This window comes from Micromonospora inaquosa (assembly GCF_003857055.1).
GTDB lineage: Bacteria > Actinomycetota > Actinomycetes > Mycobacteriales > Micromonosporaceae > Micromonospora > Micromonospora inaquosa.
On sequence record NZ_QGSZ01000203.1, the window covers coordinates 93053 to 107569 of the forward strand.

General features: G+C 69.3%; 8 protein-coding genes. 3 read left to right on the plus strand and 5 right to left on the minus strand.

Translation table 11 applies throughout. The annotated features are described in order from the left end of the window. Positions 1-32: 32 nt before the first annotated feature. The gene (locus DLJ59_RS14905; RefSeq protein ID WP_124773101.1) at positions 33-1850 is read right to left on the minus strand and encodes a stealth family protein; all 1818 of its coding nucleotides are present in this window, start codon (positions 1848-1850) and stop codon (positions 33-35) included. 504 nt (positions 1851-2354) lie between these two features. Between DLJ59_RS14905 and DLJ59_RS14910 the strand changes: the two genes are divergently transcribed. After that, on the plus strand, positions 2355-3275 hold the full coding sequence (locus DLJ59_RS14910) for a DNA-3-methyladenine glycosylase family protein (RefSeq protein ID WP_124773102.1): 921 nt from the start codon (positions 2355-2357) through the stop codon (positions 3273-3275). A gap of 21 nt (positions 3276-3296) precedes the next feature. Here the strand turns inward: DLJ59_RS14910 and DLJ59_RS14915 are convergent, their stop codons facing one another. After that, on the minus strand, positions 3297-3800 hold the full coding sequence (locus DLJ59_RS14915) for a DUF1990 family protein (protein WP_124773103.1): 504 nt from the start codon (positions 3798-3800) through the stop codon (positions 3297-3299). Between the two features lie 82 nt (positions 3801-3882). Further along, a complete protein-coding gene (locus DLJ59_RS14920; RefSeq protein ID WP_030336201.1) occupies positions 3883-4095 on the minus strand; it encodes a hypothetical protein in 213 nt (70 codons plus the stop codon). A 135-nt stretch (positions 4096-4230) separates the two neighbouring features. Here DLJ59_RS14920 and DLJ59_RS14925 point away from each other — a divergent pair, with 135 nt between their 5' ends. Together DLJ59_RS14925 and DLJ59_RS14930 are read left to right on the plus strand one after the other, a co-directional pair. Beyond that, positions 4231-5346, plus strand: a complete 1116-nt coding sequence (locus DLJ59_RS14925) for an ATP-dependent DNA ligase (RefSeq protein ID WP_124773104.1) — start codon at positions 4231-4233, stop codon at positions 5344-5346. 58 nt (positions 5347-5404) lie between these two features. Next, positions 5405-6976, plus strand: coding sequence for an alpha/beta hydrolase (locus tag DLJ59_RS14930; RefSeq protein WP_124773135.1), 1572 nt, complete (start codon positions 5405-5407; stop codon positions 6974-6976). 32 nt (positions 6977-7008) lie between these two features. Here the strand turns inward: DLJ59_RS14930 and DLJ59_RS14935 are convergent, their stop codons facing one another. Next, positions 7009-7698, minus strand: a complete 690-nt coding sequence (locus tag DLJ59_RS14935; RefSeq protein ID WP_124773105.1) for a hypothetical protein — start codon at positions 7696-7698, stop codon at positions 7009-7011. Positions 7699-7726: 28 nt separating this feature from the next. Beyond that, entirely contained in the window at positions 7727-14464 is a 6738-nt protein-coding gene (locus DLJ59_RS14940; RefSeq protein ID WP_124773106.1) for a polymorphic toxin-type HINT domain-containing protein, read from the minus strand. Positions 14465-14517 lie beyond the last annotated feature (53 nt).

Consider the following 14517-nt stretch of genomic DNA (forward strand, 5'->3'; position numbering starts at 1 on the left):
GGCAAACATCGGCTGGCAGGGCTGCTGCGGGTTCACGGTTGGCGCCGCAGCAGCTCGGCGTTGAAATCGGTGACCGTGTTGAGCATGTTGTTGGGCATGGTGGGCGCGTCGATCGGGGCGCCCCGACGGGCGTCCTGCACCGGCCGGTACGACCGCCGCCACAGCTCACCGGCACCCACGTTGCGTCGCTCCGCCACCACGTCGTCCGGCAGCTCGAACGGGGCGGGGAACGGCAGGTAGCGCGGCAGGAAGTCGGCCAACATCCGCTCCTGCTCGGCGAACGATCGAGGGTCGGAGTCGGTGTCGTTGAGGCAGAACACGTCGCGGTTCCGGCGGGCCAGCAGCTCGGCCAGCCGGGCGGGCGTCGAGGGGTGGCCCAGGTCGGCGTACTCGTACTCGATGTCGCCGGGGACGGCCTGCGCGGTCAGGAACGCCCAGTACTGGTGCAGCGACGACGGGATGGACAGGTCGCCGTGGTGGCGGAACCGGTGCCGCGCGGTTGCCTCCACCTCCGCCGGCAGCTTGCCCTCGATCTGCTGCATGATGCTGCGGCGCAGCGCGAACGGGGTGTGCTTCATCTTCTGCGTGATGGTCACGCCGAACTGCCGCTGGATGTGCCGACGGTTGTTCTTCCCGGCGGCCTTCACCGGCGGGTCCTCCGGCTTCGCCTCCCCCAGGCCGAACTGGGCCGGCGAGGGGAAGAACTTCGCGATCCCGTTGGCGTGGAAGAAGTGGTTGGGCAGCAGTGGCCGGCCGAGGAACACGTCGTCGTTGAGGTAGAGGAAGTGCTCGGACAGGCCGTCGATTCGATGCAGCCGGGATTCGATGGCGTGCGAGTTGTACGACGACCGCCCGCCGAGGTCGGCGAAGAGTTCGGTGTGCGAGACGAGCGTGATCATCGGGTGGCTCGGGTCGAGCCAGCTCGGCAGTTGGCTGTCGGTGATCAGGAAGATCCGCCGTAGCCAGGGTGCGAAGGCGTGCAGCGACCGCAGCGAATACCGCAGCTCGTCGCGGTTGTGGTAGCGCGAGGAGTTCGCGGCGACCGCGTGCAGGGGGCCGTCCGGGGCGCCGAGCGCCAGCGACTTGCGCTTCAGCCACTGCGGGTCGGAGCCGTCCACCCAGGTGTAGACGGCGTCGATCGGGAAGCCGACCCGGTCCGGCGCTCGGACGGCCAGGTCCCGGCGGGTTCCGTAGGTGTGGTCGTCGGCCTCGGGCACGAAGTGACTCATCAGCGCCGCTGCCACCCGGACCGGCTGGGCCCGCGCGGGCGCCTCGTCGACGACCCCGTTGCGCCGAGGCGCGCGGACCATGTCTCCGTGCCGGCTCCAGAACTCGATCTCGCACGCGAACTGGGCGCCGAGGACCACACCGGCGCGGGAGTCGGTCACCGGGAAGCAGACCCGGATCACCTCGGTCGGTGTGGCGTCCGGTTGGTCCCGACGGGGCTGGACCTGCACCACCCGGACGTCTGCGCCCGACAGCGCCGGCGCGGACCGGATCAGGCGTTGTACCGCCGCCCGGTGGTCGTCCAGGACCGCGACGGTGCTGCGCAGGTGGTCGTCGTTTCGAATGCAGTGGTATTCGATGCCGGCGGTGTGCAGCGCGGTGGTGACGGCGGTGAGGTTACGGTGCCACTGCTCCAGGGGGGTCGCCGCGGCGACGACCTCGGCCCGGGTGCGAACGCCACCGTCGGTCACGGCCACCCGGGCGCCGAGGGGATGCACGGTGTCGCCGCCGCGCGGTCGGGAGAGCGTCTGCACCAGGCCCATCCGCCGGTGCGCGGGCAGCAGACCCAGCAGCCGCCGCCGCACCGGCGACGGGAGGAGTCGATAAATCTTCAGGGCGATCATGCGCTGGGCCGTCCGCTCGCTACGACCGCCTCATCAGCGGGCACCAGTCATCCCTGCGAACGGGTAGCGGGGCGACGTCCCACTCGCGATGATTCGAAACACACCCATGCGGCCATCAGTGCATGCCTTTCCACAGATCCCCGTTGGCACCGCGCGGCGATCTGGCGTCGACCGCGCGCCGCCTCGTGGCGGCTGTCGGCGGACACCGATCTCCGGGCCGGACCGCGTTCTCCCGCGCGCGGGAGGGACAGTGGCCGCCGCAGGTGGCCCGGGGCAGTGCGTTTACCTGCAGGCCATCAAACAACCACATGATCGATACCTGGCCTAGAGGTAAAATTGGCATAAGGGCGTTTTGAAGGCATTAGAGAAGATAATCCTGGCCATTCGGGTGGTCCAATGACACCGGGACGGCCAATCGACCGTGCCCCTCGCGAAGCTCCTCAGCCCCGTGCGCGACCGGTACGGCGGTCGTCGGCCCCCGCCGTGACCTGGCAGAGTAGCGGGGTGACCGAGACCGAACCCGCCGCGACCAGGGTGCTACAGCCACCGGTCGGCTACCGGCTGGCCGCCTCGGTCCGCGCGCTCACCTTCAGCCCGTACGACCCGTGCGCCCGGGTGGCGGCCGGCACCTTCTGGTGGGCCACCCGCACCCCGGACGGCCCGGCCACGCTCGCGCTGCGACCGGCCGGCCGGGAGTTGCTCGCGGAGGGCTACGGGCCCGGCGCCGAGCATGTCCTCGCCCGCGCCGACGCGATCGCGGGGCTGCGCGACGATCTGACCGGCTTCACCGAGCTGGCCGCGGCACACCCGCTGGTCGCCCGGCTGGCCCGGGAGCACCGAGGGCTACGGATGCCGGCCACCGGGCAGGTCTTCCCCCGGCTGCTGCGCGCGGTCTTCGAGCAGAAGGTCACCGGCAAGGAGGCCTACCGGGCGTACGCGGCGACGGTGCGGCACTTCCGGGAACCGGCTCCCGGCCCCCTGCAACCGCTGCTCCTACCGCCCGAGGCCGCCGCCGTGGCCGCCACCCCGTACTGGGTGTTCCACCCGTTCGGGGTGGAGCAGCGCCGGGCCGAGACGCTACGTCGCGCCGCGTCGCTCGCCGACCGCCTGGAGCGCAGCACCGACGCCGCCGAGGCCACCCGCCGGCTGACCGCGATCCCCGGCATCGGGCCGTGGACGGCCGCCGAGGTGGTCCGGATCGCCTACGGGGACCCGGACGCGGTCAGCGTCGGCGACTACCACATCCCGAACACTGTGGCCTGGGCGCTCGCCGGCGAACCGCGGGGCGACGACGCCCGGATGATGGCCCTGCTGGAGCCGTTCCGAGGTCACCGCGGCCGGGTCTGTCTGCTGCTGGAGGCCGCCGGCATCCGGGCACCCAGGTACGGCCCGCGCGCCCCGATCCGCTCGTTCGCCCGCTACTGACCCGCTTCGGCGGTACGGCGCTCAGCGGTCGGCGCAGAGCCGACGCAGGGTGCGGCCGAGCCACCAGGCGTACGTGTGCTGCACCGCCCGGACCGCCGGGCCTGCCACGCGGGTGAACCAGCGGTCCGGCAGGCTGAACGCGCGGACCTCGAACCAGACCGCGCCGGTGTCGTCGCGGGCGACCTCGAACGCCTCCTCGCCCCGCTCCGGATGCCCCGGCAGGGTGCCGTAGCCAAAACCGGCGAGCGTGGGTGAATTCGCACTCCAGACCACCTGGCACGGCCCCCAGAGGCGGGCCGGACCGACACCGAGGCCGGCGGTCACCAGCACACCGTCGGTGGCCCGCGTCGCGTCGGTGCGCATCCGGACCCCAGCGGCGCGGTGCAGCCGCCAGGTCAACACCGCGTCGGCGGCGGTCTCGAAGCAACCGGCGGGCAACGGATACCGGTGGCGCAGGTGGTGGTACCCGCCGGGCAGCGGCCCGTGCCGGGTCGACCCCACCTCCGGGTACGTCAGCTCGGGCACCGTCCCCCCTCGACCTCGACCGGACACCGGCCAGGGTACGGCCGGCGCGGTCGGGTCGCCCGGTTCGCCGACGGCCGCCGGGTCAGGCGGCCTCGTGCAGGTCGGCCAGGGTGAGTGGGGTACGCCGACGCAGCAGCTCCTCCAGCTCCGGCACCGAACCGACCTCGCCGAGCACGTTCCGGCCGCCGCCGAACCTCTCCGGATAGCGGCGGGTCAGCCGGAAGCGGTAGCGGCCCCGGATCAGCTCGACGCTCACCCGCCACCGCCCGCAGCAGTCACAGACCCACTCGGACACCTCGCGAAATTAGCTCTGACCTGGGGTTATTCGATTCGCCCGGTCAGGACGAGCGGCGCGTACGCGGACACGCCACCCCGGCACCCACGGTGATCTGCCTCATAACTGTCGGCACCGTCTGATTGACTGGGCGGCGTGGACCTGCCGATCAACCCGCCGGTCGAGCCGATGCTGGCCAAGAGCGTCCCCAAGCTGCCCACCACGCCCGGGGTGACCTATGAGCCCAAGTGGGACGGGTTCCGGTGCATCGTGTTCCGCGACGGCGACGAGGTCGAGCTGGCCAGCCGGGGCGGCAAGTCGATGACCCGTTACTTCCCCGAGGTGGTCGAGCAGGCCCGCCGGCAGTTGCCCGAGCGGTGCGCGGTCGACGGGGAGTTGATCGTGATCCGGCGCGACGGGCCGAGCGGCCAACCCCGGCTGGATTTCGAGCTGCTGGCCCAGCGCGTCCATCCGGCGGCGTCCCGGGTGAAGATGCTGGCCGAGACCACCCCCGCCGACTTCGTCGCCTTCGACCTGCTGGCCATCGGCGACGAGGCGTTGCTCGACCAGCCCTACCCGCGCCGCCGTGAGCGGCTGGTTCAGGCGTTGGCCGGGGTGCGCCCGCCCGTGCACGTCACCCAGGTCACCACCGATCCGGACACCGCGCGTCGCTGGTTCGACGTCTTCGAGGGCGCCGGGCTGGACGGTCTGATCGTCAAGCCGGCCGACCTGCCGTACGCGCCGGGCAAGCGACTGATGTTCAAGGTCAAGCACGCCCGCACCGCGGACGCGGTGGTCGCCGGCTTCCGCTGGCACAAGTCCGGGCCGGTGGTGGGCTCGCTGCTGCTCGGCCTGTACGACGACGCCGGGGTCCTGCACCACGTGGGCGTGAGCGCGTCGTTCAGCATGGCCCGCCGCGCCGAGTTGCTCGACGAGCTGGCGCCCTATCGGGACATCGGCGGCGAGCACCCGTGGGTGCACGGTGACCACGAGCGCGGGCAACGCATCCCGGGTGGGGTGAGCCGGTGGACCGGCACGAAAAACCTGGAGTGGGAGCCGGTGCGCCCGGAGCTGGTGGTCGAGGTGGGCTACGACGCGATGGAGGGCGAACGCTTCCGGCACACCGCCCAGTTCGTCCGTTGGCGTCCGGACCGCGATCCTCGGTCCTGCCGCTACGACCAGCTCGACCGGCCGATCCGCTTCGACGTGGACCAGGTGCTGCGCGGCGACCCGACGGCCACCGTGGACCGAGCCGCCACCGGCTCGGCGTAGCCTGGCCGTCGACCCGATCCCGGAGGACCACGTGACCCGCACCGCCGACCAGCCTCGGATGGCGAGCAGCCGTCGGGCCCGTCGCACTCTCGCTGGCTTCGTCGTGGCCGCGCTGCTCACCGCCGGTTGCACGCTGCCGGCGTTCGCGCCGCGCACGGAGGCGGAGGGTGTCGCCGCGCCGACCGGGAGCACGCCGACCTGGCGGCCCTGCCCGGAGGTGCCCGACGAGCTGGTCGGGCGTGGCGCACCGAACATGCGCTACGAGTGCACCCGGATCGCGGTGCCCCGCGACTGGGGCAACGGCACCGGAGCGACCGCCGGGCCGGGCGTCGGGCAGACCTTCGAGATCGCCCTGCTGAGGGCCCGGTCCACCAAGCAGCGCGACCGGATCGGCTCACTGGTCGTCAACCCGGGCGGTCCGGGCGGCTCCGGTGTCGACACCGCCGTCTACCTCTCCTTCGGCTCCCAGTTCGGCGGGCTGCCCGCGTCGATAACCGAGCGCTTCGACATCGTCGGCTTCGACCCGCGTGGGGTCTCCCGGTCCAGCCCGGTGAAGTGCATCTCCGACGCCGACCTGGACGCCAGCTTCGGTTACGACCCGGACCCGGCGAGCCAGTCGGCGTTCGACGGCTTCGTCGGCCTGAGCCAGCGGATCGGGCGCGGCTGCGGCGACCGCTACGGCGACCAGTTGCCGCTGTACGGCACCGAGCAGGCCGCCCGTGACATGGACGCGGTACGCGCCGCCGTGGGCGACGACAAGCTCACCTACCTGGGCTACTCGTACGGCACCCTGCTCGGTGCCACGTACGCGCAGCTGTACCCGCAGCGGGTGCGCGCGCTGGTGCTCGACGGCGCTGTCGATCCGCAGCAGCGGCTGGTCGAGGGCTCGGAGAGCCAGGCCCGCGGCTTCGAGCGGGCCTTCACCAACTTCACCAACTGGTGCGCGGCGAACGCCGGCCGCTGCCCGATCGCTCCGGACGCCCGCGCGGCTGTCACCTCGGCCATCGACAAGGCGAAGGTCTCACCGGTACGCGGGGTCGACGGGCGGGAGGCCACCGCCGGCTGGGTGTTCTACGCCGTCATCTCCTCGCTCTACACCGAGTCGGGTTGGCAGGAGCTGGCCCAGGCGATCGACAAACTGGCCGAGGGCGACCCGAAGGACGTGTTCCGGCTCGCCGACGCGTACGCCGGCCGGGAGGACAACGGGCACTACTCGAACCTGTTCGACGCCAACCTGGCCATCAACTGCGCCGACGAGACGGAGAAGCCGAGCAGGGAGCAGATCCGCCAGTTGCAGTCGCAGTGGCGCACGAAGTACCCGCTGTTCGGGCCGGCGCTCGCGGTCGGCATGCTGAGCTGCGTCGAGTGGCCGGGCGGGCGCGACCCGTACCCGACCGGGAAGGCGAACGGCGCGCCGCCGATCGTGGTGGTCGGCACCACCGGCGACCCGGCGACACCGTACGAGCAGACTCCCCGCCTCGCGTCGATGCTGGGCGTCGGCCGGGTGCTGACCTGGGAGGGCGAGGGGCACACCGCCTACCCGCAGACCTCCTGCATCACCAACGCGGTCGACGCCTACCTGATCGACCTGACCGTGCCACCGGAGGGGCAGCGCTGCCCGGCCCGTTAGCGATTCGCGGACCGGTCAGCCGACCGGAATCATCAGGCGAACGTCGCGAGGATCCGATTAACCTCCTGCTGATTTCCCGCCCAGACACGGATGGATGGGGGCATGAAACCTATGGCGCTCCAGGCCCCAGACAGGAACACATAGGCCGATTGCCCGCTGAACCAGTACGTGTGCGCACCGCCCGCCTCCGGCACTCGCCGAAGCCGAAACGGGCTCGCCTCGATCAGCTCGACAGCGCCTCGAAGACGGTCCAGCCCTGCAAGGTGCATAGTGCCGGTCGCCGGCTGCTGCTCGGCGAGTTCGAACATGGAGTCGCATTCAATTAACGAGTCGAGCGATGCAAACTCTGGCACCTCGTGGTAATCCACGCCAACGATCACTACTCCGTCGGCTGAGAGACAGGCACCCGCAGGTGATCCGGTCTGCACCGCATACAGGATCTCAAGCTCCTCCGTCGGATCCTCCGGCTCGCAGACCGGCGTGAAGAAGACGTCGGAGTCGAAAAAGCCACTCGTGTAGGTGAGGCCTCCATAGCGCTCCTGAACAAACTCCAGCATTGACACGATCCTACCGTTCGACTGGACGTAAACGGCACGAATCTCTTGGTCAAGATCGGCGCCAACAAGACCTCGATCAAAGTCTTCACGGCGCGAACACCTATGGAGAAAATCCTGGGCGCGCTGGGTCAGCCTTCCTGGATCCTCAGCGACGTAGCCAACCATCAGAGCACCTCCAATACGGTCGCACGAATCAGATACCTCCGACACGTCCCGGCACATACTGCGGTACCGTATTCGTCGCTGGCGACTTGGAGGCTCCTCGGGAACTGATCTTCAACATAGGAAGCAAGCGCTTACAGCCACGGCATGGATCCATCAATCGTCTATGCCACTGCCTTCCGATTCGCTTCGAAAGAATACCCATCGTTGTCACTGAAATCGGTTTTGCACCAAGATTCATCAGCCTGCCTATGCCGTGCACTTCACTGCAACCACCATGAGGATGACTGCATGCAGTGAGGGCCGAGAGAAGCTTCCAAGGCTTCCGACCCGAGGTAGCCGACGTAGTATGCACTGCGACCAATAAGCCAGATGGCAGAACACCTACACTCTCACTGACCGTACCAGGCCGCTCATTCTTCACAGCGCCGGCGGTTATGTCATCAACGAGCTCACCAAGCCGCCCTTCGGCGCCGTCGTCAATGCCACAGTTGTGCACCAGTACCGGGGTGCCGCCCGCTCGCACGTAGAACGTGTGGATGTCACTGACAGTCAGGTTGTGGACTGTGGCGACAGCACCGTAGGCGAGGACAGCAAGGACGGCGACACGAGCGCCGTCCGGAGTCAGTAGTTGATCACCGGGACGCAAGTGCTGCGCGTCGAGCCATTGGCGCTGCCCGTCGACCCAGAACGGGTGCTGGTCCGTGGCAGTAACGACACCGTCAGTCTCTCCGTCACGATTTGAGTCGATGCTGATGTCGACGAGCTGCTTTATTCCGTCGCCCGTGATCAGAGCAGTAACTGGACGGGCACCCTCTTCGCCAGCTTCCGGGTCCGTCGCCCAGACAACATCGTCGACTTCGATCTGTTCGATTGCCTTGTAGCTGCCGTCGGCCATCAGCACCGCAGTCCCCGGCAGGAAACTATTCGGCGTTTTGCAGGTGGTGGGCTTGTTTTTGACGGCGTTCTTGACCGCGCCGGCACCACGAGCAGCCGTCTTGGCCTGCCGGACTCCCGGAACCATCGATGCGACACCCATGGCGCAGCCCGCAGCGTTTCCACCCGCGCAGGTCTTCGCCGTGTCGATCGCGCCGGCGACCGCCGCAACGGCACCGGCGGCAACCGCCACCACCTGGGCCGGGGGCGGCAGCACCGCCGCCACCATGGCTATCCCGCCCGCGACCGCGGAGATGGTGCCCGCGTTGTTGACCACAGTCTTAACCGCCGACTTGGCGGTGTTGGCCACCGCGTTGGCGGCTCGGCTGGCCGCATTCTTGATCTTTCCGAAGAAGAGGCCGTCCGGGTCGGCGAAGGTGACCGGGTTGTTGTTCGCGTAGGCGAACGGGTGCATCCGCTGCGGCTCGTACTCGTCGGTCTCCGGATCGACGGAGATGAACGCGCCCAGCGCCGCGTCGTAGAAGCGGGCACCCAGCAGCGACAGGCCGGTCGGGTCGCTGATGCCGCCCACGAAGCCCCGCTGGCCGGAGGGCCAGGTGCCGCCGGTGCCGCCCGATCGGGCGTTCCCGAACGGGTCCGAGAATCGGACCGTGTCCACCCGGGTGACCGAGTTGACCGCCCAGTGCGCCGAGTCGTGCTGATCGGCGGCGAGCCAGGTCAGGTCCTTGGGGCCGGTCGCGGTGGACGCGGCCCGGGACGCGACAATGTCGCCGGCGTGCTCGTAGTACCGGGTGGCCGTGGTGTCCTGACCCTGAACGACCAGTTCCTGCCCGGCGACGAAGACGGTGGCCTGACCGTTCGGGTCGATTCGGGCGATCCGGTTGCCATCGGCGTCGTAGACCATCCGGGTCGCGCCGCCCGGTCCGGTGATTTTCTGGAGTTTGCCCTGGGGGTTCCACTCCAGGTTCTCGGTGACACCGTCGACCTTGCGGTAGGTGAGGTTGCCCGTGGCATCCCAGTCGTAGTGGTCCACCCGGCTGCCGGTGGTCACGGTCCGAACCGCGTGTGGCTGGGCAGCGTTGGCTGCGGCGTACCCGTAATCGGAGGCGGAACCGGTACGACGGTCGGTGACGGACTTGCGGGAGCCGTCAGCGTGGTAGGCGTACGCCTTCCAGTACGGCGACTTACCGCCGATGCCGCCCGCGGTCGGATCCGCGGCACAGGTAGTGGTCGCCTGCGTCCACGCCTGGGTGAGCCGCCTCAACTGGTCGTACTGGAAGCACTGGACGTCACTGTCGCCAGGTCGAGGCTTGTCGTCGTTGTCGAGCGGCGTGTTCGCCATCGACAGGACGTTGCCCTCGTGGTCGTAGTCGTAGGAGAGGGCGGCGACGTTGTTGACTGTCGCGTCCCGGTCGAAATAGAACTCCTTGAGCCGACGGGTCGGGTCGTCGTAGACGTAGGTCTGGTACGCCTGCGGCTTGTTGTTGACCCCGAGGGTGCGCTTCAGCACCTCGCCGTAGGGCGAGTAGGTTGCGGCGTCGACGTAGACGGTGTTCGTTCCCGACGGGTACGACGTGCCCACGAGCCGGGTGACGTTGCCCAGGTCGTCGTATGTGTGGGCGATCACCTCCCGCTCCAGGGCACCGGCCTTGGGAACGCTCATCCGGTCGGGCGATCCGTCGGCCTTGAAGGTGTACGTCGAGACGTACGTCCCGGCCGCCGTCCCCAGGCCCGGCATCGCCGGGATGCGCGCCTCCTCGTCGGCGACCTGGTAGGCGTCGCTGTACGCGAAGACCTCGCGGACGAACTGGTGTCCGTCGACGGTCGACACCTGCTTGGACAGGTGCCCCTTCGCCACAGTGTCGTACGTCCACTCGGCGGCGAGCTGACCGTTGACCAGACGCTTCTTCTGCCGTCCGAGGACGTCGTACTCGGTGGAGACCACGTCGTCGAGTGCGTTCTTCGACGAGGTCACGTCGTCGTTGTTGTCGTAGGTGACGGTCGTCTCGCCCTTGTCCGGGTCGAGCGTGCGCACCTCCCGGCCGCGCAGGTCGTACCCGTACTGCCACACCTTGCCGGTCGGGCCGGTCACGGTCGCCAGGTCTCCGCGCGGGGTGTACGTGTACTTGGTGGCGTCGTACCCGCCGCTCGGGGTGAGCCCATGGAACTGCCGGAGCTCGGTGGTCCGGTCGTGGACGTCGCTGATGGTCGCGGTGGCCGTGCCGCCCCGCGGCGGGGTGACCGCCACCTGCCAGCCGTCCGGGTTGCCGCCGTAGCCGGTGACCGTGGCCCACAACTGGCTGTCGCCCGACCATGTCCCCTCGTTGACGACTCGTCCGAGGGCGTCGTGACTCAGGACCGTGCGTACGCGGTCCTCGCCCGGATTCAGTTGCAGCAGCTCGTTGGCCGGTGCGCCGGTGATGTACGCCGGACCTGCCCGGTGCGCCTCCAGGCCCCGGTCGTTGTAACCGGTCGACTCGACCAGGCGCTGCCCACCGAGGGAGGCCTCCTGGGTCTGGACAGGCCGGTACAGCGAGTCGAAGAGCCCGATCTCGGTGATGTAGGTCTCGTTGGGTCCGAGTCGCTTGGTGGTGACGGCGAGCGGTCCGTCGGCACGTACCCGGTAGCCGAACTCCAGGTTCGGGGTCTTGGTCGCCTTGGCCCGGCCCGGCAGCCACACCTTGGTGAGCCGCCCCAACGGGTCGTGTGCCAGGTCGGTGCGCTTGTTGTTGGCGTCCACCACCGAGGTCGGCTCGGCCCAGGCCGGTTGTTGGGTGGTGGTCGTCTTGTGCTGGAGTGGGTTGACGGTGACCGTCTGGGTGACCGGGCCCGGGCCCGCAGGTGTGTACGTGGTGGTGGTGACCCCACCGCGGGCGTCCGTCGCGCTCTCGATCCGCCCGAGCGCGTCGTAGCTGCTCCGGGAGGTGGTGGCGTAGACGGGTCCGCCGTTCCAGGTGTCGAGGGTGTCCTCGCGGGTCACCATGCCCTTGCTGGGAGCGGAGCCGTGAGTGTCCGAGCCGTCGTGGTAGGTCCGGACGTCGGAGATGACGTCCGCCGGGCGGGTCACCGTCTCGCCACATGCCTTGGCGACCGTCTCCACCCGGGACACGGCCGCCCGGATCCACGCGGTGCCGTTCTTGACGTACGTGGTGGTGCTGCAGGTCTCGTCGCCGGTACGGGCGGTGTCCCCCAGATCGGACACCGTCTCCGGTTGGCCGTCCGAGTCATAGGTGGTGCGGGTTTCGGTCCGCGCCCACTTGTTCGGCGCGAGCAACTTGCGGGTCTTCTCCACGGACGGGCCGGTGAGGTACGCCCGGTCGGTGCCCCCGGAGTGGCTGCGCGCGGCTGTCTGGCGGGTCCAGTACTGCGTGGTGGACGCCTCGACGATGGTCGACCCGTCGAGGCTCGCCTCCTCGAGTGGGGAACCGGCCAGCGCCGCCTGGTCCGAGAACGTGTTGGTCTCGGAGTCGGACACCTGTACGTTGCGCCGGCCACCGCCTGGCAGCGGCTGGTCGTGCAGGCCCCGGTAGAACCGCTTGCGGGTGGTCAGCGGTACGCCCCGTCCCGGCTCGCCGACCTGGGTGACCACCTGGGAGTAACCACGCCACTGCCCGTACGTGCGGTGCTTCTTCTTGGTGAACTCACCATCGTCGTAGCCCCACAGCACCGACGTGCCACCGCCGTCGGTGCTGTACTCGTACCGAGTCGTGATCGCCGGCTGATCGGCGGTTCGGTCGATCTCGGAGATCTCCGTGACCACGTACTTGTGGAACCAGTCACGCTTCGGATCGGTGTACCCGTCCGGAGTCCAGTACACGGGGTAACAGAGCCGCGAGTTGGTCTCCGGTGAGCCCGGCAGGTCGTTCAGGTCACAGTCAGCATCGGAGTAGGTGACGTGGATGTCGGCACCCGACTCGGTGCGGATGTTCTGGATCCGCCACCGAGAGAACAGGGGCGCTCCCGCCAGGACATTGGCGCGGTTGGCCAACTCCACCCCGGTGAACTGCACCGGCGGGTCGGTGACCGTGCCACCGACGTGCCCGGCGTGCACGATCTCCTTGAGCCACAGCGACGCCGAGCCGGCCACCTTCGGCGCTTTGAACTCGTGGCTCAGGCTCCACGACTCGACGTCGGGGAAGGCGCTGCCGTCGCGTACCTGGGTGGTGATCTTCGTGAGTCGCTTGGTGCTGAAGAACACCGGCGCCAGCTTGTCGGTGCAGGGCACCGCGTCGCATTCCTTGTCCCACGGCACGTCCGGCCAGTTCGCCTTGACCGGCTTGCCGTCCTTGTGGCACTCGGTCGCCAGGCACCGGTCGGCGACGCTGAACACCACCCGCCCGGTGGCCGCGACGCTCGAATGGTTGGCGTGCAGCCCGTAGTCGATCCGCGTCAGGTATCCGCCCCGGGTGAACGACTGCCGGTTGTCCTTGTCGTCAGCCGCGCCGTAGTGACCGGTCTCGCCCTGGTAGTAGTAGCGGACCGTGTTGCCGTGCACGTCCACGGTCTTGTCGAGCATCCATCGCCATGCCTGCTTGCAGGACGAGTCCTTGAAGGCGGTGGCGTGGCACTTCTCGCCGGAGTGGTTGCCGAAGACGGGGATCGTCCACCGCGAGTCGGTCGCGGCGGCCTCGCCGGCGAAGAAGTAGCGGGTGCCGTCGGGCGTGGTGACAGTCCACCGCTCGGTCGTGGCGTTGCCCGACGTCGCCGGACTGCCCTCCAACTGGATCCGCCAGTTGCTGTCGCTCTGGGCCCGCCAGACGCCCGTGGCGTCATCCTTGATCAGGGACGTGTTGGTGCCGTTGAGCGAGACCGTGACGTTCGGTGAGTCACCCTTCCAGCACTGGTCGTTGGTCTTCTTGTCCTTGTTGTTCGGATCCGTGCCGGCGACAGCGTCGCGGTCATCCGTGCAGGTGGCATAGGTACGCTCGATGAAGCCCGGCGCATACTCCCACCCGTCGCCGACCCACGACGCCTGATTGTTGGCGCCGGCCATCCGTCCGTCGACCACCTGTGACGAGTAGTCCAGCGACATCTCCGGCAGCGGACCCTCTGCCGGCGGCAGGCGCAGCGGGTTCGAGTAGGAGAACGCTCCGGAGCTGTCTCCCGCAGTCCAGGATCCCGACGCCTTCAGGTCGGTGGCCTTGTAGTCGCCCTCCTCGGAGGACTCGTCGGCGGTGATGGCGAAGACCATCGGCGCCGCGCCGGAGAGGTCGACCCTGGTCGACAACGTGCTGGTGGCCGGGTCGTTGGTCGTTTTGACGGGGTCGGTCTCCTGGCACTCCGACCGCTGCGGGGTCGTCGCCGCGCAGGCCGGTAGCCGTTTGAGGGTCAGCCGCTCACCCCAACCCGCGCCGTAGAGCTGCCGGATCTCGGCGTAGTCAAAGGCCGCGTCGACCGTCCCTGCGTCGCCGTTCACCACGACCACCGGACCGCTGACCCCGAGTCGGCGGGAGTGCTGCTCGTCCAGGAGTTCCACGCGCGCCTGGTTAGGGACACGCTTGCCGGTGACGGCCGAGGCCGTCACCGGCAAGCCGCCGGCGAGCCCTCGCACCGCCGACGCCGACTGCCGATCGCCATCGAGCTGCCGCTCCCGCCGCGTCTCGGCGACCGCCAGCGTGGCCCCACCCGCCTTCGGCCAGGCCGCCTGCTTCGGCCCCGCCCACCTGCCGCCGTCGTCGGGAAGCGGGGTCCGGTCGACCGGCACCCGGCGGACGGATTCCGCCTTGGTCGCGTTGACGGGACGGTCACCGGACGGCACCTGGGATGCCTGGGCGGCTTGGGGCACGGTGAGAGTCGACGCCACCAGCACCGCGATGCTGCTCAGGGCGATCAACCGTCGGGGGCGGGAAAGGAGAGCGGGGGAACTCGACATGGCCTCTTCCTGACGGGCGAGAGGAGGAAAGGGAGGTCGGCAGGTGCGGCGAG